Here is a 23,306-nt window from a genome sequence, read left to right as displayed (position 1 = left end):
TCGTGAGTTATTTTAGAAAGAATAGCGGAACTGGCAACAGTAGTCAAACCGCAAACACCCCTCTCAGAATGAAGATTCTGGTCGGGGTCATCGTAATTTTGTTCGCGGCCTTAATTGGCCAATTAGCATACTTGCAGCTCTTTTACGGTTCGCGCTTTTCCGCGGAGGTCAATGCCACCGACGAAAACACCATGACCAAGTCTGTTCCCCGGGGGGTCATGTACGACTCCCAGGGCCGGATCCTGGTCGGCAACAAGGCTGAAAACGCGATTACTTACATGCGCAGCCTGTCAGCGACTTCCAAAGAGATGTACAAGGTTGCTAATACCCTTAGTAATTATATAAAAATTACCGACGAAAAGCCGACAAAAAGACAAATTGCCGATTATTACCTGGCTGATGAAAGCCGGGCCAAGAAGGTTTTGGCTGCTTTGCCGAAGTCCCAGAAGAAGTCTAGCCTGTCAACTTCAGAGATCAACGACAATGAAGTGGCTTATGTTGAAAATACCCTTAAGCCAAGCTTGACCAGCAAGCAAAAGACGGCGGCCCTCTTGTACAACAAGATGTCGGGGGCTACGACTTTGTCGACGATCAACTTGAAGAGCAGTGGGCTCAGCAACAAGGAAATCGCCCAGGTCGGCGAGCACCTGTCCTCCATGCCGGGGGTCGGGATCGGGACCGACTGGAACCGTTACTACCCGAACGGGTCTTCAATCAAGAGTATCATCGGGTCAGTCTCCACGACCAAGACCGGTTTGCCGAGCGACAACCTGCAATACTACCTGGTCAACGGCTATTCCAGAAACGATCGGGTTGGGACTTCCTACCTGGAAAAGGAATATGAAGCCCTCTTGAAGGGGACCAAGGCCAGCTACAAGGTTACCAGCAACTCCAGCAACGAGATCACCAAGACCAAGCAGGTTTACAAGGGCCAGTCTGGGGCCAGCTTGAAGTTGACGATTGACGCCAAGTACCAGGCAGCCGTAACCAAGGCCCTCAAGCAGCAGTTTAACTCAGCCTTGAGCGCCGGGGCAGCCAGCCTGTCCAGCGGTGCCTACGCGATCGCCATGAACCCGAATACCGGGGCTATCCTGGCCATGTCCGGGATCAGCTATGACCCGTCAACTGGCAAGATTTCTGACAACGCCCTGGGCAACATCAACCAGTCCTTCGTTATGGGGTCTGTTGTCAAGGGGGCCCAGGTGGCCGGGGGCTTGATCAACAAGGTCATCACTCCAACCAACAACACCCTGCCGGACACGGCCATCTATCTGCCGGGTTCTCCGGTCAAGAAGTCCGTTTACCCGACAGGGACCTTCAGCTCTTTGACGGCGGCCAGCGCCCTGGAAGTATCTTCCAACATCTACATGATGCAGCTGACCCTGCGCTGGGTGAAGGCCAGCTATGTGGCCAAACAGTACATTCACATGCCGCAGACAGCCTTTGAGACCTTGAGAAACAACTTTGCCATGTTTGGCCTGGGGCAAAAGACCGGGGTTGACCTGCCGGGTGAAAGCTCGGGTATCCAGGGGGCGTCAACTGACTCCAACGGGATTATCCTGTCCGGGTCAGTGCTTGACGAATCCTACGGGAACTACGACGCTTACACCCCAATTCAGCTGGTTCAGTACATTTCAACGATTGCCAACGGGGGCTACCGGATGCAGCCATACGTTGTCCAGTCTATCGGCCGCACCAGCAGCGATGGCAAGCATTTCTATGCTTACTACAACAAGAAGCCGACCGTCCAGTTCAAGATTCCTTGGACAACTGATGAATTAGCCGTCATCAAGCAGGGGCTATACCAGGTTGTCCATGGGTCAAATGCCTGGGGGACGGCCCATGCGTTGAAGAACGTCAAACCGTCGATTTCGGCCAAGACCGGTACGGCCCAGACTTTCTACTACAACACCAAGACCAAGAAGTCGACAGACACTGAACTGATCAACGAAACCATGGTCGGCTGGGCTTCTTCCAACAATCCGCAGATTGCCTTCGCGATTGTTTTTGCCGGCATCGATCCGGACAAGGAAGGCAGCTACAACAAGAACATGGCCAAGGCGATGGTGACGACTTACTACAAGATGCATAAAGGGAAGTTTTCAAGTACAAATTAACAGTTAATTTACTGAGATAACTTGCTCTTTGCCCTTGAAAATGTTATGATTGTACAGTCAGATATTAATTGTAGGTGGTGAAAATAATGGCAGACAACATCATTTTAGAATGCACCGAATGTGGCGACAGAAGTTACTTATCTAAGAAGAACAAGCGTAAGCATCCGGAACGTTTGACCTTGAAGAAGTATTGCCCAGTTGAAAGACAGGTAACTCTTCACCGCGAGACTAAGTAATAAAAGATAGCAGGTCGAAAGGCCTGCTTTTTTTATTTTGCAGGAAGAGAGGGCGTGACTGCTTTGATGGACAAGAAAACTTTCCGCTCCTGGCAAAGGAAGCGGCTGGCGGATTTTGCCAAGAGCCCGGCTAAAAAAAGGCAAGACCAGGAATTGACGGCGCTGGCCCTAAAGCACCCAATGGTCCAGCAGGCCAAAAAAATCGGACTAACCCTGCCCATGCCGCTGGAAGTGGATATAAGCGGTTTGATTAAAGAGCTGCGGAAAGAGGGCAAGGAGCTCTATTTGGCCAAGTGCCATCCTGGCTGGCAGCTGGACTTTTTAAAATGGGACGAAGCTGCTCCCTTAATGCAGACCAAGTTTGGGGTCTGGGAGCTGGCTGAAGAAAATGAAGTTGATAATAATTTGGACCTGCTTTTTGTCCCTGGCCTGGCCTTTAGTCCGGCGGGCAAGAGCCGGATCGGTTTTGGCGGGGGCTACTATGACCGCTTTTTAGCCAAGAATCCGGTCAAGACCCTGGCCCTGGTCAATTCAGTCATGTACTTCAAGACTCCTGCCTGGCCAATGGAAGACCATGACCAGGCGATGGATGATTTGATAATTGTAAAGGAGGCCGGCGATGAATAATCTGCGGCGTAATTATATGACAACCGCTCTGGTTGTGATCCTCTTTGCCGTTTTCCTGGTGGAAACCTTTATGGGCGGCTCTGAGAGTACTTCCGTTCTGCTGAAAATGGGGGCCATGTTTAACCCGGCCGTAGTAATGGAAGGACAGTGGTGGCGCCTTTTTACCGCCCAGTTCCTCCACATCGGGATCATGCACATCGCCTCCAACGCGATCATGATTTACTATATCGGCCAGTATGCTGAGCCGGTTTTCGGCCACTGGCGCTTTTTGCTGATCTATCTGCTGTCAGGGGTTGGCGGCAGCCTCTTGACCCTGGCTTTTGGCAATGACCAGGCGATCAGCGCCGGGGCGTCAACTGCCCTGTTCGGTCTTCTTGGAGCCATGACCTGCGCGGGTTTCAAGGACAAAGACAATGCGCTCTTGTCCTTCTTGGGCCGGCAGGCTTTAGCCTTAGCAGTCATCAACCTGGTCTTGGACATCTTCATGCCTGACGTGGACATCCTGGGCCACCTGGGCGGCTTAATCACCGGGGCCCTACTGGCCATTATTTTGGGTGATGCAACTTACCGGGGCTATGGCAAGGGCGGCCGGCTGTTGGCGGCAGCTGCTTTGATTGTCTATGTGGTTTTGACTTTGCGTTTAGGAATGGCAGTGACGGTGTAAAATGACTGTTTTGAAAAATCTTTACGATGTCCAGCAGCTTTTGAAAAAATACGGCATCCTGGTCCACTTGGGCAAAAGAAAGTGGGATATCGAACTAATGGCGATTGAGCTGGACAACTTGTATAAGGCAGGCGTTTTAGAGAAAAAACTCTATTTAAACGCCAAGCTGGTCTTAAAGCATGAACACGAATACGAAGAGCGCCTTGAGCGGGAAAAAAGACTTGACTAGCTAGCCGCAGGCTGAATTTAGCGTTATTATAAGATAAGACTTGCAAGAAGGAGCTTTTTTCACATGACCAATTTTTTAATCGTTCTTGACGTCATCTTAGGCGTCATCCTGCTGGGCTTTCTGGGCTTCTGGGCTTACAACCGGATCCAGGCCAAGCGCCTGGGCGGGGAACTGACCAACGAGGAATTCAAGGCCGGGATGCGGAAGGCGCAGATCATCGACGTCCGCGAAGCCGATGAGTTCAAGCATGAACATATTGACGGGGCAAGAAACATCCCTTACACCATGTTCAAGTACCAATACACCGAACTGCGGCCAGACCTGCCGGTCTACCTCTATTCGGACTCTTTGACCATGACCCTGCGCTGCGCCAGCATCCTGCGCAAGCACAATTTTGCCAAGGTCTTTTATCTCAAAGACGGCTTCTCCCAATGGGACGGCCGCAAGAAGGCAGCCAAGAACTAAGCTGAAAGCTTGCTGAGAAAATTTCTCAAGCAGGCTTTTTTGGTTTATGATGATAGAAGAGAAAATTGCAGGAGGAATTTATGCAGAAAGTAGTGGCTATCGTCGGGCCGACTGCCGTGGGCAAGACCAGCCTGGCCATCGAGCTGGCCAAGAAATTGGACGGGGAAATCGTCTCTGGCGACTCCATGCAGATCTACAAAGAAGTAGCCATCGGCACGGCCAAGGCCAGCCCGGAAGAGCAGGCAGAAGTCAAACACTACCTGGTGGATGCCCATTCGGTCTTTGAAGACTTTTCCGTTAAAAATTTCGTCGATGAGGCCCGGTCAGCTATCGGCGAGATCGCGGGGAAAGGCAAATTGCCCATCATCGCGGGCGGTACCGGCTTTTACGTCAATGCCTTGTTAAACGACATGCAGCTGGGCGACAAGGAAGAAGAAGCAGCCAGCGTGGACCCGGAATGGGAGGATTTTTTAGCAGCTAACGGCCCCCAGGCCTTGTGGGATGAATTAAACAGGAAAGACCCGGAAGCCGCCAAAAAGATTCCTGTGGCTAACAGCCGAAGAAGCCTTAGGGCACTTAGCGTGATTAGCCGGACGGGCGGGCTTTTTTCCAAGCAGCAGGCAGAAATCAAGCCCCGCTATGACTACTTGATCATCGGCTTAAACAGCGACCGGGATGCCATCTACCAGCGGATCAACCAGCGAGTGGATTTGATGATGGAGGCTGGGCTTTTAGAAGAGGCCCGCTTTGTCTACGACAACCGGGCAGGTGAGCACCAGGTTCTGCAGGCCATCGGCTACAAGGAATTTTTCCCTTATTTTGCAGGCGAGGCCAGCCTGGAAAGCTGCGTGACCGCCCTTAAGACGGCTTCAAGGCGCTATGCCAAGCGGCAATTGACCTACTTTAGAAACAAGCTGCCGGTTGAGTGGTATGACCCCTTGACCGACCCAAACTGCGCCAATAGAATTGCTGTCAGAATAGAAGAATGGATGAAGGAAGAAAAATGAAAAAATTACCAGAAGAATTAAAGGCAATCCTGGCCGAAGTTGACCAGGAAATCGCACCCCGCCTGCGGGAAATCGACGACCAGGTGGTCTATAACCAGGAGAAGGTTTTGAGGGCCTTTGTTGACCACCAGGTGGCTGAAGCTGACCTGAAGGGGACCAACGGCTACGGGGACGATGACATTGGCAGAGAGAAGCTGGAAGCTATCTACGCCCAGGTTTTTCACACTGAAGACGCCCTGGTCCGGCCTCAGTTCGTTTCCGGCACCCACACTTTAGCCGTGGCATTAGATGGGAACCTTTTGCCTGGCGAAACTTTGACCTACTTGACCGGGATGCCGTATGACACCATGCAGCAGGTAATCGGCTTGGCCCCGAAGAAGCGGGGGACCTTGATCCAAAAAGGGATCAACTTCTCTTACGTGCCTTTAAACAGTGAAGGCGGGGTCGACTATGAGGAAGCTGAGAAGGTCCTTAAGCGCGACCAGCCCCATATCGTGGTCATCCAGCGGTCTCGTGGCTATGATACCCGGCAGAGCTACACGGTTGACCAGATTAAGAAAATGACCGCTTTTGTCAAACAGGTCAGCCCGGAGAGCTTAGTCTTCGTCGACAACTGCTATGGGGAATTTTCCGAAAAGCATGAACCGACTGAATATGGGGTCGACTTCATGGCTGGCTCCTTGATCAAAAACGCTGGCGGCGGGATCGCCCAGACTGGCGGCTATATCGTCGGCAAAGAAGAACTGGTTGAAAACGCGGCTATCCGCTTGACGGCGCCAGGGATTGGCAAGGAAGAAGGGGCCACCTTGACCAACATGCACGAATTCTATGAAGGCTTTTTCTTGGCTCCGCACACGACTGGTGAAGCCATCAAAGGGATGATCTTCTCAGCAGCTCTTTTGGAAAAGATGGGCTGTGAAGTAACGCCTAAGTGGGATGAGCCGCGGACTGACCTCATTCAGACGATTATCTTCAACGATCAGGAAAAGATGATCAATTTCACCAAAGAAGTACAGAAAAATTCGCCAATTGACTCCTTCGTCGAGCCGGTCCCCAGCGACATGCCAGGTTATGAAGATAAAGTCATCATGGCCGCCGGCAATTTTGTCTCTGGTTCAACCATGGAATTCTCTGCTGATGGCCCTATCCGGCCGCCTTATGCCCTCTACATGCAAGGTGGTCTAACTTATGCTCACGATAGAATAGCGGTTACAAATGCCGTAAATCATTTGTTTTTTAAGTAAAAGTAACAAAAGACTTTTTTTATTAAAAAAGTCTTTAGACCAATTTGACCTCAGGCGGTCAGAGTGGTATCTTTAAAGCATCGATTAGCACAGAGCCAATTGATTAGTTGATCGTAAATTTATTCTTGATTTTTAAAGGTGAGAACATGAGCAAGGTATTTACTGAAGAAGAAATCCGTAAAGATGTAGAAGAGAAGAACGTTCGCTTTTTGCGTCTGGCCTTCACTGACATTAACGGCACGCTGAAGAACTTGGAAGTTCCAGTCAGCCAATTGGACGACGTTTTGGGCAACCAAACCCGCTTTGACGGTTCATCAATCGACGGCTTCGTTCGTCTGGAAGAAAGTGACATGGTTCTGTACCCAGACCTGTCAACTTGGTCAGTTCTGCCATGGACGACTGTTGAAGAAGGCACCATCGGCCGCCTGGTCTGCTCAGTCCACAACGTAGACGGCACTCCATTTGAAGGTGACCCACGCAACAACTTGAAGAAGGTTGTTGCTGAAATGAAGGAAATGGGCTTCTCCGACTTCGAAATCGGTTTTGAAGCTGAATTCTTCCTCTTCAAGGAAGGCAAGAACGGGGAAGAAACTACTGAAGTTTCTGACCACAGCTCATACTTCGACATGGCTTCTGAAGACGAAGGCGCCAAGTGCCGCCGGGAAATCGTTGAAACTTTGGAAAAGCTGGGCTTCCGCGTAGAAGCTGCCCACCACGAAGTCGGCGACGGCCAGCAAGAAATCGACTTCCGCTTCGACAACGCTTTGGCAACTGCCGACAAGCTGCAAACTTTCAAGATGGTTGTCAAGACTATCGCCCGCAAGTACCACCTGTACGCAAGCTTCATGGCTAAGCCAGTTGAAGGTTTGGCCGGCAACGGGATGCACACCAACATGTCCCTCTTCAAGGACGGCAAGAACGCCTTCTACGACAAGGATGGCCAATACCACCTGTCAACTACTGCCTTGACCTTCTTGAACGGGATTTTGGAACATGCCCGCGCTATTACCTGCGTGGCTAACCCAACTGTCAACTCATACAAGCGGCTGATCCCAGGCTTTGAAGCTCCAGTTTACATCTCATGGGCAAGCCGGAACCGGTCACCAATGGTCCGGATTCCTAACGCCAACGAAGTCGGCACCCGTCTGGAAATGCGGTCAGCTGACCCAACTGCCAACCCATACCTGCTTCTGTCAGCCTGCCTGAAGGCTGGTTTGACCGGGATCAAGGAAGGCAAGCTGCCAATGGCACCTGTAACTTCCAACCTGTTCGAAATGACTGACGACGAACGCAAGGAACTGGGCATCAAGCCATTGCCATCAACCTTGCACAACGCCATCAAGGCATTTAAGGAAGACGAAGTCATCAAGTCTGCCTTCAGCGAACACATTGTTGACAGCTTCCTGGAAATGAAGGAAACTGAATGGGCTCTGTACACTCAATCAGTTTCAGAATGGGAAGTAAAGCGCTACTTCAACTACTAAAATTCAGAATACGATATTTATCATTGACTAATCAGAAAGTCTGCCTTTTGGGCAGGCTTTTTTCTTATGAAGAAATCAGACTTAATTATCTTAAGCAAGTCAGGCTTTTGCTAGCGCTTTATTGCTGAATTATAGAAAAAAGGCAAAGAGATTTTTGCCAGCCTTAGCGAAGAAGGGCGAAATATGGTAAAATCTAATTTGTTTTTAAGCAAAAATCATTATAATTGATTGAGACTAAAGAAGGTTATATAGTGAGCAGCAAGAGCGCAAGTGTTTCCCCGGCCAAAGCCGGGCGGATGGAGCAGGAAAAGGGCAAGTCGATTTATTCCAAAGATGTCATCTTGGTTATGACTGCCTCCTTCCTGTTTTTGTTCGGGACCATGTTCAACAATCCTTTGATCAACGGCTATGCTGAAAGCCTGGGAGCCAGCAGCATTTTAGCCGGGGTGATCGTGGGGATCATGAGCTTCGCGGCCATGTTTCTCCGGCCAATTGCCGGCAACTTGACTGACAAGTTCTCCAAGTACCAGCTGTCTTTTATTGGCGGGGTGCTGATTCTTATCGGGATCGTGGGTTATATTGTTTCGCCTAACGGGGAGCTCTTGCTCTTGTTCAGAATCATCAACGGGACTGGCTTCGTTCTTTGTACCGTCTGCATGACCACCTGGATCGCCTTCTTGGTTCCCCGTCAGCACGTCGGGGCGGCCATGGGCTTGTACGGGCTGATGAATGCTTTGGCCATGTCCATTGCCCCGGCCATCTCAATCAACCTCTACAAGGTGATTGGCTACCGGGAAACCATGATGCTGCCAGCCGCGGCAACTTTGATCATGATCATCATCATCCAGTTCGTCGGCAACCGGGCTGTCCCAAGTCCCCGGCAAAAAGAAAAGAAGCAATTCAAGCTGATTTCCGTCAACGCTTTGCCAGTAGCACTTTTAACGACCTGCTTCGGCATTCCCTACTTCGTCACCCAGGCTGACATCGTGACTTACGTGGCCAAGATGCATATGCCAGTGGCGGTAGGGAGCTACTTCTTCATTTACGCCATCGTCCTGCTCTTGATCCGGACTTTCCTTAAGAACTACTTTGACACGGTCCGCTTCGGGGTCTGGTTCTGGCTGAGTCTGGTGGCTACGGCCATCTACCTGGTCCTTTTAGCCTACATGAACAGCAACTGGATGATGGCCCTGGGGGCAGCCGGGATGGCAATCGGCTACGGCTTGATCTACTCGGTCCTGCAATCAACGGCCCTGCTTTTGTCACCGGCCAATGAACAGGGCCTGGGCAGCTCCACCTTTTACCTGGGCCTGGACATCGCCATGGCCTTTGGGCCAATGCTGGCCGGGGTCGTGGCCAAGGCTATGCCGGGCCGCTATTTCTACTTGGTCCAGCTGATCGTGGTACCGCTGGCCTTGATCGTTTACCTGGTTTGGCGCAAGCGCCTCAACGGGGCAATTGATAAGCATTAAGTGTAAATATTTGAGAAAATCTGAAAATATCAAAAGCCAGCCGTCAGGCTGGTTTTTCTTTTGCCCGCTAATTGGCTATAATGAAAGATAGCGTAAATTTTTTGGAAGGAAGACAGCAATAATGGAAATCGAGAAATTGAAGGCAGACTACGTGAATTGGGTAGCCGGGCAGACGGTTTTTAACCCTTGGTCAGACACGGTTGTCCAAGTGGAAAACGAATTGGTCGATGCATATGGCCGCAAGCCTTTTGTCCTGGTTGAAAAAAATGGAGACGAGTACACGGTGACCGATGACGGGAGCCTCATGTACAAGTACAACCCCATGGAAGAAAACGAGGACTTGAACGAGTACGCGGCCGGGATGGTCATGGATGCCGGTTTCGACTTTGACGAAGATCATGCCGTGATTGAGCAGACCGTTAGTGAAGAAGCGCTGCCTGGCGCTATCAATGCCTTGATGCAGCTGGAAATCATGATTTCCTTTATTGCATAAAAGTAAGGAGGAAGAAGAAAAAAGCATGGATTCTTTAGATGAAACCGGCAAGCGGAAATATATTTCCTGGCCGGTGATCGCCCTGATGGACTTCGTGACCGTGATTGGTTTCGATGATATCATCTACAACTTTCAAAACCAGGGCCTGGCTGTCGTCAGTGACTGGATTTTGCTCTTGGTCTTGTTCGTCATTCCTTATGAAATGATGGTCGGCCACCTGGGCAGCGTTTTTGCCAAAGAAGGGGGCGGCCTGTCCTCCTGGATCCGGCACACTTCCGGTGACCGGATGGGCTATATTACGGCTTGGTGCTACTGGGTGGTATCCTTGCCTTACCTGGTTGACGTGGCTAACTCAACCGTTATTTCATTTGCCTGGCTCTTTAAGGGGCGGGCGCTGGATGATAAGGAAATGTCCAACTGGGTCTTTGCCTTGTTCACGGCTTTGATCTTCGTGGTTTTCATCTTCTTCCAGCACAAGTTTGCCAACTCCCTGCAATGGCTGTCCATCATCGGGGGCGGGGCCATGTTTGTGATGACGATTCTTTTTGTCATTATGACCTTTGCCTACCTGGGCGAGGGGCGGCCGGTAGCGACCCAGCCCTTCCACTTCAAGAACTTCCTGCCGACCTTTGAGATGAAGTTCATGATGTCCCTGGGCCTCTTGATTTTTGCCATGAACGGCAGCGAATTCGTCGCCCCTTATGTCAATGAAATGAAAAATGGTCCCCAGGACTTCCCGAAAGCCATGTACATGCTGGCCGCGATGACTGGCTTTTTGACCATCTTCGGTTCCTTCAGTTTAGGCGTTTTCTTTAACGCCCACAAATTGCCGGATGACTTGAAGATGAATGGGTCCTATTACGCCTTCCAAGCCATGGGGGAAAAGTTTGGCATGGGCAACTTCTTCTTGTATGCCTTTATCATCACCCAGGCCCTTTATATGCTGGCCCAGCTGGCGGTACTGGTGGACGGCGGGGCCCGGATTTTCCTGTCTGACACGGCCAAGCAGTACCTGCCAAAGCAATTGACCAAGGTGGACAAGAACGGCCTGCCAATCAACGGCTATTGGCTGACGACCTTCATTTGCTCAGTTTTGCTCTTCTTGAGCTCAACTCTGCCAACGGTCAACGACATCTTCAACCAGCTTTTGAACTTGAACGGGATCGTATCACCTTATGTGACTGGCCTGCTTTTCTGGGCCTTCATCAAGGTGCGGATGCATGAAGAAGACTACCCGTCAGCTTATGTCTACATCAAGAACCGGAAGTTTGCCATCTTTGTTGGCTGGTGGTGCTTGATCGTGACCTTGACCGGGGCCACCTTCGGGATTGTGCCGATCGACGCCAAGTTCGGGACGGCCAAGTGGACCCACATGCTGATCTTGAACATCGTTGAACCCCTCTTTATGATCGGCTTAGGCGTAATTTTGCCGCTCATTGCCAAGTGGCAGAGAAAGCGCGACGGTGAAGAAGCGTAGTAAACTATTTTATGTTTTTAGGCAAAAGAAAAAGAGAAGCGATGTGCTTCTCTTTTTTGCTTGCAATTAATATTATCTATTCGTTTATTTTGTAACTGCCTATTCAAGCAATTTTGCTTCCTTGAGCAATTCTTCCAGCCAAGTGCCTTGGACCTTCTTCAGTGCCCCCTTGACCGCGATCTTAGGCAGTGGCAGGTCCATCTGGTCGATTGGCTTCTTGTCGTTTAAGTAGTAGGTTGCCTTCAAAAGCTCCCGGATGTCGTAGACTGAGTCAAAGACTTCCGGTACCCCGCGGTCAACGTTAAGCAGGGTGTAGACAGCTTCCATGGCGGTCCGGACTGAGTATTCAGTGGTGAAGACCGTATCTCTGGTCGGAGATTCAGCGAAGTTGCCGATGAAGGCCAGGTTGACAGAACCAGCTGGTACGACTGCCGGCCGGTCGCCCTTCTTCCGCATTTGGAAGTAAGCGGTGATGTAAGGCATGTAAACTGGAACAGTGTTGACATAGTCATCGCCGGCGTACTTCTTGATCAAATCGTCTGGCACGCCCAGGTGGTAGAGGAGTTCTTCAGTAATCTCTTCACCAGTGCAGTCTACGACCCGCTTCTTGATGTAATTGCCTGGCGTGTCTGAGTAAAGGGCGTAGATCCAGACAACGGTTTCGTTTTCCTTCTGGTCCTTGAAGTGCGGCTGACGGTGAATAGTGAAGGAGAGCATCCAGTTGGAGTCAGTGACAGTGATGATCCCGCCGGTGTTGACCCGGTGCTGGTGGATGTCCCGCTTGGTCAGGCGTTCGAAGTACGGTTCCAGAGTAGCATCTTTCATGGTCATGGTCGCAGAAACGAACCAGGCTCTTTCCGGGATGTTTTCGCAGAAGACTTCCGGGTGGCCAAAGGCTTCGTCTTGTTCAGCCAAGTTCTGCCACAATTTCCAAGAGCCGCCCAGCTTGTGGGTGATTGGCGCTGGAGTGTGGTGGGTGCCGTAGGTTGAGCTTTCAACGATTGACCCGTTAGTAACGTAAACCAGGTCGTCCGGGGTCAAGTCAATTTCCTGGTGTTCCCCGTCTCTGGTGAGGATCAGCTTCTTGGCAAGCTTTTCACCATTACTGGTATCGACTACGACGTTTTCTACTTGCGTGTTGTAGCAGATATCAACGTCATGGCTTTCCAGGTAGGCCAAAAGCGGCTTGGTCATGGATTCATACTGGTTGTACTTGTTGAACTTCAAGGCTGACAGGTCCGGCAAGCCGTCGATGTGGTGGATGAAACGCATCGCGTAGCGGCGCATTTCAATGACTGAGTGCCACTTTTCAAAGGCAAACATGGTTGCCCAGTAAGCCCAGAAGTTGGTCTCAAAGAATTCATCAGAGAAGAAATCTTCAATTGAGATTCCTTCCAGTTTGTCTTCCGGAGTCATGACCAGCTTGACGATTTCCCCGGCGCACTTGCCCAGGCCGTACTGGCCATCAGTTGGCACCCGGTCGCCTCTGTGGTGGATCAGGCGGCAGTTGGATGAGTTAGGGTCATCCTTGTCCAGCCAGGCGTATTCGTCCAGGTAGGAGGCGCCAGGAATTTCCAAAGATGGAATTGACCGGTACATGTCCCAAAGACATTCAAAGTGGTTTTCCATTTCCCGGCCGCCCCGGATGATGTAGCCGTATTCCGGCCGCTTGATCCCGTCCAGGGACCCCCCGGCCAGGGCTTCTTCTTCAAGCAAGTGAATCTTCTTGCCATCCATGTGCCCGTCGCGGATCATGAAAACGCAGGCAGCTAAGCCAGCAAGGCCGCCCCCGATGACATAAGCGCTCTTCTTGTCAGCGTCTTTTGGCTTTCTAGCGTCAGTAAATGCTTCGTAATTACCGTTTGAATAATACATCTCATTCACCTCATGTACTTGCTAACTGTTTTCTGATATTTTTTCCTTTTTCACCTTGCATTCTAGCATTTATCAAAAGCGCTTTCAAATAAATTTTTCCTTAAAGAACTGGGTACAGGTATAGAAAATGGCGATTGGATAAGAAAAATTAAGTTGAAGCAGAAGGGCGAGAAAAAGCTTTCAAGTTGCCGGGGAAATTTGTTATCATGGAATGATGCAGATTAAGGATTGGAGAGGATATTGTATATGAAGCGGTTGAAAAGCCTGGCTTTTATCTATGCAAGTATATTTAGTTTGCTGATTGGTTTAGGAGCAGGGATTTTTTTGACAATTTCCAGTGAATTGATTTCCCTTTTCTGGTCTAAGCGAATCTTGGCCCATCCGGGTCTCCTGCTGCTCCAGTGCCTCTTGTTTGGCCTGGTGATCGGGCTTCTGCAGCTGAAGGTCGGGGCCTATCCCAAGACGATCAAGCAGATCCTGGCCGAGTTCCAGGAAACCGGGAAGGTAACAGGAGCCAGCTGGCGGACCTGGGTCAACGGGACGGTTATTCTGGCTGGCGGGGCCAGCGTGGGGCCGGAAGCTTCCATGACCGGGATTATTGCCCGCCAGTCAAGCGCCATGGGCCAGCAGTTAACCAACTACTTGACTGACCCGGACCTGCCCCAAGCGTCTTTTAAAGAACAGTTTTTATCCTTGTTCAGACCTTTTTCTCCGGCAGAAGGGCCTTTAAAAGATGTTTTTGCCAAGAAGTGGCGGCAGAAGGCCAGCTATACTATCTGGACCTGCCTGGGCATTTGCAGCTTTGCCATGTGGCTGAAGGCTTTCCCGGAAGCCAAGGTCTTCCAGATCGGCTTTGCAAAGGTGGCCTGGACCTGGCAGGGGATCCTGCTGACTCCAGTTGCTTTTGCTTTGGGTCTGGCTTTTGGCAACTTCTTTTTGAAATTTGAAGAAATCGGGGCAAAATTGGGCGAGACGATACCAAATTACCTGCTCAAAGGGATGCTGGGCGGCCTCTTGCTGGGCATCGGTGGCCTTTTATCCAGCTACCTGCTCTGGTCCGGGGCCTTTACCATGTGGGACCTGGTTGACCAGGCTGCCAAATTAGGGCCGGCCTTTTTGATCAGCTTAGCCTTTGGCAAGTGCCTCTTGACCAACTTTGGCTTTGGCCTGGGCTGGAGAGGGGGAACTATCTTCCCGGCAATATTTTGTTCAGTTGCCTTAGGGATGGGCCTGGCTTTGCTTTTGCCCTGGTCCCAGAATCTCCTGGTGGCTGTTTTGACCGCGGCCAGCGTGAGCGTGATTGTCGGCAAACCTAAGCTGGTGGCACTTTTGCTGGTCTTCTTGTTCAGCCTCCGTCTGGCTCCGGTCATTATTTTGGTTTGCCTTTTGTGTGAGAAAATTCTGCAAAGCAAGCGACTATTTCCCCGGAAATAATTCTCCTGCAAGCAAGGCTTGCTTGTTTAAAGGCCAAAATTCTCCTAAGCTAAGAGTTGAAAGCAAAACAGAAAGAGGATGACTGATGAAATTTAGTGAACAGATCAAGAAACTCCGCCGGGACCAAGGCTTGACCCAGGAAGAATTAGCGGCCAAGATCCATGTGACCCGGCAGGCGGTGTCCAATTGGGAAAACGACAAGAACTTGCCCGATCTTGAAACTTTAATTGTCATCAGCCAGACCTTTCAGCTTTCTTTAGACCAACTGATTTTAGGAGGAACTGAAATGACTGACAAATTAATCAATGACGCAAGTGAAACCAAACGGGCCAAGTTCAACTTCTGGTCGGCCTTGATCGGCGGTGGCTTGATGGTTATCGGCTTTATCTGCTTTTTGATCAAGGCCAATTCGGTAGAGTACGTGGACAAGCAAGGCTTTTTGCACGAAAACTTCTATCTTTTGCCTTTGGGCTACCTCTTCTTGTTTTCCGGTTTGCTGGTAATTTTGGTCAGTGGGGTCAGCTACTTGTGCAAGTTGCATAAGCTGAGAAAAAGTCAAAATTAATTTTGCCCAAAAGGATTGACAGAGCCTGGCAAAAGTTTTAAGATTATGGCAAATAGATTAACGATTGCTGAGAAAAGATGAGTAGCTGCTGGCAGCCTGCTACAGAGAACCGGGTTAGCTGAGAGCCGGCGAGGGCAAAGGCAGCGAAGATGGTCTTGGAGCATAAACAAATGGTGAGCTTAGGCAAGCCATTTGCGGGTAGCGCCCGGTATAGCGCTGGGCTTTCATTAGGAAGCTTTTGAGGGTTTGGCCGCGAGGCCGGACTGAAGAAGAGTGGTAACACGCTAGGCGCGTCTCTTGACTGACTGAGTCAGTTTGGGGCGCGCTTTTTTAGTGCCCGGCAATCGTGTCTTAGCGTTTTCTGTTGTTTTGGTATCTGTTTTGATACTTGATTTGATTTTTGCCAGAGGGGAATTATTTATGACTAAATTATCCGCACCGTACCGTTACGACATTGTTGGCTCCTTCTTGCGGCCGCAGGAATTAAAGGATGCCCGGGCCAAGTTCAAGGCCGGGGAGTTGAGCAAGGAAGACTTGACCAAGGTGGAAGACAAGTGGATCAGCGACTTGGTTGAAAAGGAAAAGGCAGTGGGCCTGAAAGCCGTAACTGATGGTGAATTCCGCCGCAGCTGGTGGCACCTGGACTTCTTGTGGGGCCTTAAAGGCGTAATCAAGTACGACTACCAGCAAAGCTACAAGTTCCATGGGGCCAAAACCCGGACTGACAATGCGGAACTGGGCGGCAAGGTAGCTTACAACCCAGACCATCCATTTTTCGACCACTTCCTCTTTACCAAAAAGGCGGCTGGGGACGCGGTAGCCAAGCAGACCATCCCTTCACCAACCATGCTCTTCAGAGACAACCGGTCTGACAACTGGCCAGAATTCTATGCCAGCTGGGAAGACTATCTGGCTGACTTGGGCAAGGCCTACAATGAAACCATCAAGCATTTCTACGATCTTGGCTGCCGCTACCTGCAAATCGACGACACCACCTGGGCCTTTTTGATCAGCAAGCTCAATGAAAGCCAGGACAATCCAGAAGAACACGCCAAGTACGTTCACTTGGCCGAAAGCGCAGTGACGGTCATCAACGCGGCTTTGGCAGGCCTGCCGGAAGACTTGACGGTCACTACCCACATCTGCCGGGGCAACTTCAAGTCAACCTTCCTTTTCTCCGGTGGTTATGAACCAGTTGCTCCTTACCTGGCCCAATTGAACTATGACGGCTTTTTCCTGGAATACGACTCAGACAGATCAGGCGATTTGGCGCCAATTAAGCAGGTCTGGAACGGCCGGGAAAATGTCAAGATCGTCCTGGGCCTGGTAACTTCCAAGTTCGGGAAGCTGGAAGACAAGGACGCGGTGATTGCCCGCTTGAAGGAAGCCAGCGGTTACGTGCCATTGGAAAACCTCTGCCTCAGCCCGCAATGCGGTTTTGCGTCAACTGAAGAAGGGAACACCTTGACTGAAGAAGAAGAATGGAACAAGCTGAAGTTCATCAAGGAAGTCGCTGACGAAGTTTGGGGCGAATAAGAGTAAACTGACTAAGTAAGACAGACAAAAACTCCTGTGCAGGCTAATGCACAGGAGTTTATTTTTGCTTATCATGTTTTGGATTAGCTAAAACTTTTCGCCGACTTCAGCTGATTCAACGTTTTCAAGGGGCTGGCCGTTTTCGTCAAAATAGCTGTCTAAGTCCCTACACCAGATGATGGCGATGGTGTTTTTCCCGCAGTGAACGCCAACGACTGGACCGATGATTGTCCGATAGAACTTGTCCTTTGGAAAAGTCTTACAGTAGTCGTCTAGCCATTCTTTGCCGCGCTCAGGGCTAGCCGCATCCAAAATCGCAGCCTGGATTGGGTAGTCCTTGTTTTCAGTCAGATCGCGGAAGTCCTCTTGGATATGCTTGTAGGCCCGTTTGTAATGGCGTTCCTTGGCGATGGCGGAGATATGGCCAGTTTTTTGCACGTCCATGGTTAGGATAGGCGTAATGTGCAAGAGAGTACCGATGAAACTGGCGGCGTTTGACAAGCGGCCGGTCCGTTTAAGGTGGGCCAGGTTGTCGACCAAGAAACGGACGCCAATGGTCTTGCGCAAGTCTTCCAGGTCTTTCATGATGAGGTCAACGCTCGCGCCGGCATTAGCCAAGCGAGCAGCCAAAATCGCGCAGTCAGCCAGACCCGCGCAGGTAATGCGGCAGTCAAATGGATGGATCTTGATTCTGTCTTCTTCTGCGGCATAGTTGACCAGAGTGCTGTAAGAGCTGGAGAGTCCGCTAGACAGGGGCAAGACAATTACGTCGGTGTAGCCCTCTTTTACGTAGCGGTCAACGAATTCCATGATCTGGCCCAAAGCTGGCTGGGAAGTGGTTGGCAGGGTCTCGCTAGAGGAAATTTTTTCATAGAATTCCTCATAGCCGATGTCAACTAAGTCGTAATAGGTTTTTCCGTCCCAAATCAAGGGGATTGGCACCACGTCAATGTGGTATTTCTCTTGTTGTTCCTTGCTCAAGTAAGCAGAACTGTCAGTCAGAACAGCAATTTTCATGTTATTTTTCCTCCCAAATTTAATAGAGATGCTTTTACGTTAATTTTAGTTAAAATAGGATGAATGAGCAAGTTTGGCAGATTATTGCTGCAGGCAGGCTGGCAGAGTCTGGTAAATCGTCCGCGCCATTTCCTCCGGGCTCTCCTGGCAGCCGTTTTCGACCCAGTAGCGCAGAATCATGGTGAAGGCTGACTGAAAGGCGATCAGCACGTAGACGTCTTCATCTTTCATACCGTTTTTTTCGCAAAGCGGATCGATCACCTGGCTGAAAAGCTGTTCCTGCTCGGTCCTTAGGGGGAAGGTCGTTCTGGTTTTCAAAATGGCAACGTAGAAGTCCCGGTGCTTCTTGATGAAGTTGAGGAAGGGCACGAAGGACGGCTCGCTCAAGGGCACGGAGTGCGGATAGTCAGCCATCAAATCCTGGCGCAGCTTGCTTTCGGTCTTGTCCAGCATGTCTGGCAGGTCCAGGTAGTGGGCGTAAAAAGTCGACCGGTTGATGCCAGCCTGTTTGACGATGGCGCTGACGGTGATTTTGGGCTTTTTTGGATCGTTGAGCAGGGTGAGGAGGGCCTTTTCCATCAAGTCCTGGCTGCGGCGGAACTGCTGGTTGTTTTTGGTATTCATGAAAAAATTCCTTTACTAGATCTCCAAAGTTCCAACACTTATTGGGAAATTGCTGATTGTCAAAACTATCATAAGCAAATAAACTTGATAAGTAAAGGAGTGATCAATTATGAAAACAATGAAAGCAGCAATTTATTACGGACAAAAACATGTTGAAGTCAAGGAACTGCCAGTTGATGAATGCGGCAGCGACGACATTCTGGTGCAGAACATCTACTCCAGCATCTGCGGCACGGACGTGGCTGTTTACCAGCACGGCCCGAACACCGGTCACAAGGTAACCCCGGGCGGAGAGTTTGGCCATGAGACGGTTTCCCGGGTGGTCAAGGTCGGGGAGAACGTCAAGGACGTGCAGGTGGGCGACCGGATTTACCCGTACCCGCTTTTGGCCAAGAACGATATTTCAAGAGCAGGTACCTTGGGTGGCTTTTCCCAGTACATGCTCTTGCCAAAAGCCAAGCTGAACCGGTCCTTCTACAAGGTCCCGTCAGCCATCAGCGACCGGCTGGCAGCCTTGACTGAACCATTCACGGTCGGCACCAGAGCAGCCCGGCGCGGCAACCCGCAGGCCGGAGAACACGGCATCGTCTTCGGTGCCGGCACGATCGGCATTGCCGCGGCAGTTGCCTTGAAACATTTTGGCATGGAAAAGGTCATGATCTGTGACCTGGCGGACTTCCGTTTAAACATTGCCAAGGAACTTGGCTTTGAGGTCTGCAACCCAGGCAAGGAAGACTGGCGGGAAAAGGCACAGGCCTACTTTGGCCAGGACCGGTCACTGAAAGGAGAAGTGGCTGACATCGATGAGTGGGTTGACGCGGCCGGCGCAACCAGCATCCTGGACGACTTCTTTGACTTTGGCAAAATCTCCAGCCGTTTCGTGGCTGTAGCCGTCAACAACAAGCCCCGGCAGGTAGACTTGCTGCACATGACCTATGCCCAGCAGAGCCTAATCGGCTCCGGCGGCTACTTCCCGGAAGACGTCAAGGACGTTTTTGCTATCATGTCCAGCGGCAAGTGGCCTTTGGAGAAAATTATCACCCAGGAGTATCCTTTGGACCAGATCGTGACCGGATTAGAAACGGCCAGTGACCCGACCAGGGCCTTGAACGTCATTATTAAGCCAAACTAAAACAGCTTTTCAAAAAGCCCTTGCTACCGGAAAATGGCAGGATTATAGTTAACGTAGAAGTATTTTTTGTAAAAATTAACTATTGACTATACATGCACGAATGGAGGCCGACAGTATGGAAGACATCTTTTTCACCGTAGCGGGCTGCAACCACTACTATGGCACTGAAGTTTTCAAGCCAGGGATGCGGGTGACCTTGTACAAGGAACCTGACAACAAGTATGACAAAGAAGCCATTCGGGTTGAAGCCAGGGCCTTGGGCAAGATCGGTTACGTGGCCAACAGCCCTTACACGGTCTTGGGCGAAAGCCGCAGCGCCGGCCGCCTGTACGACTTGATCGACGACGGAGCGACAGGCCGGGTGCTCTACGTCCTGCCGCAAGGGCTGGTCTGCGAGCTGGAAGAGACCGGTTTTGAAAAAGTTAAAAAGATTTATAAAAAACGCAGACAATATTAATTTGCCGTGAAAAGTCCTGCTTGAGACAGCAATGTTGCTTTCAAGCAGGATTTTGCTTTTTAAAAGAAAAAGCATTTCAGCAAATTCCGAACAATATGTCAGAGTCGTCCAATTTGTGTCAATCGCCAAAAAGCTTTTTGCAAAAAATATCCTTTAAAAAAGCAGAAATGGTGCTAAAATAGTAACAATTATTTTCTTACAGGGGTAAAAGACACCATGAAAAAACTGATTGACCTCCACCTGCACTTAGATGGCTCCGTGCCTTACCAAACCGTCCGTGAACTGCTGGCCAAAGAAGGCAAAAGCCTGCCAGAAGCCGACTTGCGAAAAAGACTGTCCGTCAGCCCGGACTGCCGGAACCTGGACGAATACCTGGAAAAGTTTGACTTTCCCTTGTCCTTGATGCAGACGGCAGAAAACTTGCGCTTGATTGTCAGAGAACTCTTGGAAGAATTGCGCGGCCAGGGCCTGGTTTACGTGGAAATCCGCTTTGCCCCACAAAGGCACACGGAAACTTTGACCCAGGCAGAAGCTGTCCAAGCAGTTTTATCCGGCAGAGACGATTTTTACGCCTGGCAAAAGGAGCAGGAAGGTGACGACCTGCACGCCAACTTCCTGCTTTGCTTGATGCGGCTGGTTGGCCAGGATGAAGCCAACTGGGAAACGGTGAAAGTAGCTAAAGACTTCTTGGGTAAGGGGGTAGCCGGCTTGGACCTGGCGGGCCCGGAAAATGAAGAAGTAGCCAACCGCAAGTATGCGCCCCTTTTCCAGCAGGCCAAAGAATGGGGGATTCCTTACACCATCCATGCCGGCGAAGCCGCGGGGCCAGAATCGATGAGAGAAGCTCTGGCTCTAGGAACTAAGCGGATTGGTCACGGCATCCGCTGCCAAGAAGATCCAAGCCTGGTTAAGCAGTTAGCTGCAGACGGCATTACTCTTGAATGCTGCGCCAGCTCAAACTTAAACACCAAGGTTTTTGACCAGATTGCGGAATATCCCCTCCGCTCCATGATGGTGCAGAATTTGCGGGTGACCTTGAATACCGACAACATGACTGTTTCAGCCACCAACCTGCCACATGAATACCAGCTCATGGAAGAGCAGGGCTTGACTAAATCCGAAGAAAAGCAGCTCTACTTGAATTCGGTTAGAGCCGCTTTTGCCAGCCAGGAGGAAAAAGACCGGCTGCTGTCCTTGCTGGAAGAATAAGCCGATACCGATAAATGCAAATAGAAGGCAAACGAAAACTGCATCCCCAGGGATGCAGTCTTTTTTGATTAGTTGTTGATGTTAAGCAAGGTGTTAAGTACTAAATTAGATGATTCTGTTGTTTTGCTTCAGTTATTTTGTTTCTTTGATTCTATTGTTTATTTTTGTATCTATCTTACTGGTACAGAGCAGTTGACAGGTAGCGTTCCCCGTTGTCCGGTGCTACAGTGACCACCTTCTTGCCGGCGCCCAGCTTTTTAGCCAGTTCGATAGCTCCGTGGATATTGGCCCCGGCAGAGATCCCTGGCAAAAAGCCTTCCAGTCGGGCAACTTCTCTGGCCGTTGCAAAGGCTTCCTCGCTGGAAACTTCGACAATCCCGTCGTAGATGGACTGGTCCAGAGTCTTAGGAATGAAGCCGGCAGAGATACCCTGGATCTTGTGCGGCCCCTTCTTGCCTTCCTTCAAAAGCGGGGATTCCGCAGGTTCCAGGGCGTAGACCTTGACGTCGCCGGCCTTCTTCAAGGCCCGGCCAATCCCGGTCAAGGTGCCGCCAGTACCAACTCCGGCCACGAAAGCGTCTGGCAGGTCGCCTGCGAAAGCGTTGACGATTTCCTGACCAGTAGTCAGTTCGTGGATTGCCGGGTTGGCTGGGTTTTCAAACTGCATTGGCATGAAGTAGCCCTTTTCCTTGACCAGCTTTTCGGCCAAGGCGATAGAACCCGGCATCCCGTCCTTGCCTGGAGTGAGGAGCAGCTCAGCCCCGTAGGCCCGCATGATCTTCTTTCTTTCCTCGCTCATGGTTTCCGGCATGGCGATGATCAAGTGGTAGCCCTTGGCACTGGCCACAGCTGACAGGCCGATCCCGGTGTTGCCGGAAGTTGGTTCGACGATAGTGTCGCCAGGCTTAAGCTTGCCTTCCTTTTCTGCTTTTTCAATCATGGCCAGGGCGATCCGGTCCTTGACAGAACCGGCTGGGTTGAAGAATTCCAGCTTGACGTAGACGTCGGCTGCTCCTTCTGGCACGACCCGGTTTAACTTAACGATTGGGGTGTGGCCGATAGTTTCCAAAATGTTGCCGTAAATGCGGTCAGTTGACATAGTTTTTTCCTCCTGAAAATTATTCATAAAAATTATCTGATGCTTTGCAGCCAATTTTTAAAAAAGTGCTGCTGGGTGGACTCCCAGGTGAACTGGGGCAGGGACATGGCGGCTTCATCCGCGAAATACCGCTGCGGTTTCGCTAGGTTCCGGTCATCACCTCCTCTAGCGGATAATTCCCGCTGGTATTCCTTGCTAAAAGCCTGGGGGCCGTACTCCAGGTGGCTGAAGAGAAAGGCCTGCTGGCCAGGTCCGGTGACCAGGGTCAGATGGCCGTCTGGAGTAGTGGCATTGATGGTCAAGGCTTTTTCTTGCTCAATCTCGCTCCTGTTCATCTCGGCATAGCGGGCGTGCGGGGCACGGAAACCCGTGACCAGGCCATCTAACAGGGGGGCGGGAGCCAGGATCTCCTGGGGGTAGATGCCGAAAATCTTCTCCGGCAGGGGATGCTTGCCGATCCCGTAGAAATAGTAGAGAGCCGCCATGGCGCCCCAACAGACATAAAGCTGGGGAATCTTTTTAGCCTTTAAAAAGGCAAAGAGCCGGGTTAGTTCTTCCCAATAATCGACTTCGCTAAAGGCTAGCAGCTCGATCGGAGCACCGGTGACGATAAAGCCGTCCAGCTTTGCAACTTTTGCCAGATCTAAGGGCTCTGCCGGCCAGTTTTCGGGCAAGGGCCGGTTTAGATAGTGGCTTTGGGGGTAAAAGTAAGTGATGTCAGTTTCCGGGCTGGCCTCTTTGATGACATAGCTGAACCTCTTTTGAGTATCGATTTTGTCATGCATCAAGTTGAGAATGCCGATTTTCTTGTTCATCTTGTGTGTCAGTCCTTTTTGAAAAAAT

Annotated in this window: 23 protein-coding genes; 18 read left to right on the top strand and 5 right to left on the bottom strand. The window is 50.7% G+C overall.

Annotated features, from left to right (window positions below):
- Nucleotides 1-2 precede the first annotated feature (2 nt).
- The 12 genes from ACYVUU_RS07345 (at nucleotide 3) to ACYVUU_RS07290 (ending at nucleotide 11,515) form a co-directional block, all read left to right on the top strand.
- Entirely contained in the window at nucleotides 3-2,117 is a 2,115-nt protein-coding gene (locus ACYVUU_RS07345) for a peptidoglycan D,D-transpeptidase FtsI family protein (RefSeq protein WP_484500487.1), read from the top strand.
- 86 nt (nucleotides 2,118-2,203) lie between these two features.
- Nucleotides 2,204-2,353 (top strand): 50S ribosomal protein L33, encoded by a 150-nt coding sequence (gene rpmG, locus ACYVUU_RS07340; protein ID WP_002879260.1) that lies wholly within the window; start codon nucleotides 2,204-2,206, stop codon nucleotides 2,351-2,353.
- A gap of 54 nt (nucleotides 2,354-2,407) precedes the next feature.
- Complete coding sequence (locus ACYVUU_RS07335; RefSeq protein ID WP_484500486.1) at nucleotides 2,408-2,980, top strand: 5-formyltetrahydrofolate cyclo-ligase; 573 nt, start codon at nucleotides 2,408-2,410, stop codon at nucleotides 2,978-2,980.
- Nucleotides 2,973-3,644 carry a rhomboid family intramembrane serine protease gene (locus ACYVUU_RS07330; RefSeq protein ID WP_484500484.1) on the top strand — a complete coding sequence of 224 codons (672 nt, stop codon included), beginning with the start codon at nucleotides 2,973-2,975 and terminating at the stop codon, nucleotides 3,642-3,644. Before ACYVUU_RS07335 ends, ACYVUU_RS07330 begins: the two co-directional genes overlap by 8 nt.
- A 1-nt stretch (nucleotide 3,645) precedes the next feature.
- On the top strand, nucleotides 3,646-3,873 hold the full coding sequence (locus tag ACYVUU_RS07325; protein WP_439775390.1) for a YqgQ family protein: 228 nt from the start codon (nucleotides 3,646-3,648) through the stop codon (nucleotides 3,871-3,873).
- A gap of 63 nt (nucleotides 3,874-3,936) precedes the next feature.
- The gene (locus tag ACYVUU_RS07320; RefSeq protein ID WP_412137351.1) at nucleotides 3,937-4,338 is read left to right on the top strand and encodes a rhodanese-like domain-containing protein; all 402 of its coding nucleotides are present in this window, start codon (nucleotides 3,937-3,939) and stop codon (nucleotides 4,336-4,338) included.
- 80 nt (nucleotides 4,339-4,418) lie between these two features.
- Nucleotides 4,419-5,345: a tRNA (adenosine(37)-N6)-dimethylallyltransferase MiaA gene (miaA, locus tag ACYVUU_RS07315; protein WP_484500483.1), complete on the top strand. Its 927-nt coding sequence runs from the start codon at nucleotides 4,419-4,421 to the stop codon at nucleotides 5,343-5,345.
- Nucleotides 5,342-6,589, top strand: a complete 1,248-nt coding sequence (locus tag ACYVUU_RS07310; RefSeq protein WP_484500482.1) for a methionine gamma-lyase family protein — start codon at nucleotides 5,342-5,344, stop codon at nucleotides 6,587-6,589. Before miaA ends, ACYVUU_RS07310 begins: the two co-directional genes overlap by 4 nt.
- Before the next feature lie 146 nt (nucleotides 6,590-6,735).
- The gene (glnA, locus tag ACYVUU_RS07305) at nucleotides 6,736-8,073 is read left to right on the top strand and encodes a type I glutamate--ammonia ligase (RefSeq protein WP_439775393.1); all 1,338 of its coding nucleotides are present in this window, start codon (nucleotides 6,736-6,738) and stop codon (nucleotides 8,071-8,073) included.
- A gap of 251 nt (nucleotides 8,074-8,324) precedes the next feature.
- Nucleotides 8,325-9,545: an MFS transporter gene (locus ACYVUU_RS07300; protein ID WP_484500480.1), complete on the top strand. Its 1,221-nt coding sequence runs from the start codon at nucleotides 8,325-8,327 to the stop codon at nucleotides 9,543-9,545.
- Between the two features lie 121 nt (nucleotides 9,546-9,666).
- Complete coding sequence (locus ACYVUU_RS07295; RefSeq protein WP_484500478.1) at nucleotides 9,667-10,038, top strand: hypothetical protein; 372 nt, start codon at nucleotides 9,667-9,669, stop codon at nucleotides 10,036-10,038.
- A gap of 25 nt (nucleotides 10,039-10,063) precedes the next feature.
- Nucleotides 10,064-11,515 carry an APC family permease gene (locus tag ACYVUU_RS07290; protein WP_484500477.1) on the top strand — a complete coding sequence of 484 codons (1,452 nt, stop codon included), beginning with the start codon at nucleotides 10,064-10,066 and terminating at the stop codon, nucleotides 11,513-11,515.
- 99 nt (nucleotides 11,516-11,614) lie between these two features.
- Here ACYVUU_RS07290 and ACYVUU_RS07285 read toward each other — a convergent pair whose 3' ends face one another.
- Entirely contained in the window at nucleotides 11,615-13,390 is a 1,776-nt protein-coding gene (locus tag ACYVUU_RS07285; protein ID WP_439775397.1) for an oleate hydratase, read from the bottom strand.
- A 246-nt stretch (nucleotides 13,391-13,636) separates the two neighbouring features.
- Between ACYVUU_RS07285 and ACYVUU_RS07280 the strand changes: the two genes are divergently transcribed.
- From ACYVUU_RS07280 to ACYVUU_RS07270, 3 genes are all read left to right on the top strand, one after another.
- On the top strand, nucleotides 13,637-14,824 hold the full coding sequence (locus tag ACYVUU_RS07280; RefSeq protein WP_484500475.1) for a chloride channel protein: 1,188 nt from the start codon (nucleotides 13,637-13,639) through the stop codon (nucleotides 14,822-14,824).
- A gap of 85 nt (nucleotides 14,825-14,909) precedes the next feature.
- Nucleotides 14,910-15,389, top strand: a complete 480-nt coding sequence (locus tag ACYVUU_RS07275) for a helix-turn-helix domain-containing protein (RefSeq protein ID WP_484500473.1) — start codon at nucleotides 14,910-14,912, stop codon at nucleotides 15,387-15,389.
- Between the two features lie 420 nt (nucleotides 15,390-15,809).
- Nucleotides 15,810-16,925, top strand: coding sequence for a vitamin B12 independent methionine synthase (locus ACYVUU_RS07270; RefSeq protein ID WP_484500472.1), 1,116 nt, complete (start codon nucleotides 15,810-15,812; stop codon nucleotides 16,923-16,925).
- A gap of 87 nt (nucleotides 16,926-17,012) precedes the next feature.
- Here ACYVUU_RS07270 and ACYVUU_RS07265 read toward each other — a convergent pair whose 3' ends face one another.
- Both ACYVUU_RS07265 and ACYVUU_RS07260 read right to left on the bottom strand, forming a co-directional pair.
- On the bottom strand, nucleotides 17,013-17,942 hold the full coding sequence (locus ACYVUU_RS07265) for a DegV family protein (RefSeq protein WP_439774796.1): 930 nt from the start codon (nucleotides 17,940-17,942) through the stop codon (nucleotides 17,013-17,015).
- A gap of 81 nt (nucleotides 17,943-18,023) precedes the next feature.
- Nucleotides 18,024-18,566 carry a TetR-like C-terminal domain-containing protein gene (locus ACYVUU_RS07260; protein ID WP_484500471.1) on the bottom strand — a complete coding sequence of 181 codons (543 nt, stop codon included), beginning with the start codon at nucleotides 18,564-18,566 and terminating at the stop codon, nucleotides 18,024-18,026.
- Between the two features lie 109 nt (nucleotides 18,567-18,675).
- On the opposite strand from ACYVUU_RS07260, the gene ACYVUU_RS07255 reads away from it, so the two are divergent.
- From ACYVUU_RS07255 to add, 3 genes are all read left to right on the top strand, one after another.
- Nucleotides 18,676-19,698, top strand: coding sequence for a zinc-dependent alcohol dehydrogenase (locus tag ACYVUU_RS07255; protein ID WP_439774798.1), 1,023 nt, complete (start codon nucleotides 18,676-18,678; stop codon nucleotides 19,696-19,698).
- 115 nt (nucleotides 19,699-19,813) lie between these two features.
- Entirely contained in the window at nucleotides 19,814-20,155 is a 342-nt protein-coding gene (locus ACYVUU_RS07250) for an HIRAN domain-containing protein (RefSeq protein ID WP_439774799.1), read from the top strand.
- 216 nt (nucleotides 20,156-20,371) lie between these two features.
- On the top strand, nucleotides 20,372-21,364 hold the full coding sequence (gene add / locus ACYVUU_RS07245; RefSeq protein ID WP_484500470.1) for an adenosine deaminase: 993 nt from the start codon (nucleotides 20,372-20,374) through the stop codon (nucleotides 21,362-21,364).
- A 175-nt stretch (nucleotides 21,365-21,539) separates the two neighbouring features.
- On the opposite strand, the gene cysK is transcribed toward add, so the two are convergent.
- Nucleotides 21,540-22,463 (bottom strand): cysteine synthase A, encoded by a 924-nt coding sequence (gene cysK, locus ACYVUU_RS07240; RefSeq protein WP_439774801.1) that lies wholly within the window; start codon nucleotides 22,461-22,463, stop codon nucleotides 21,540-21,542.
- A 32-nt stretch (nucleotides 22,464-22,495) separates the two neighbouring features.
- Nucleotides 22,496-23,278, bottom strand: coding sequence for a homoserine O-succinyltransferase (locus tag ACYVUU_RS07235; protein WP_484500468.1), 783 nt, complete (start codon nucleotides 23,276-23,278; stop codon nucleotides 22,496-22,498).
- Between the last annotated feature and the right edge of the window lie 28 nt (nucleotides 23,279-23,306).

It is taken from the genome of Lactobacillus sp. WILCCON 0058, from assembly GCF_057198005.1.
The sequence above is the reverse complement of the archived record's forward strand: the minus strand, read 5'-3'. Positions and strand labels throughout refer to the sequence as shown.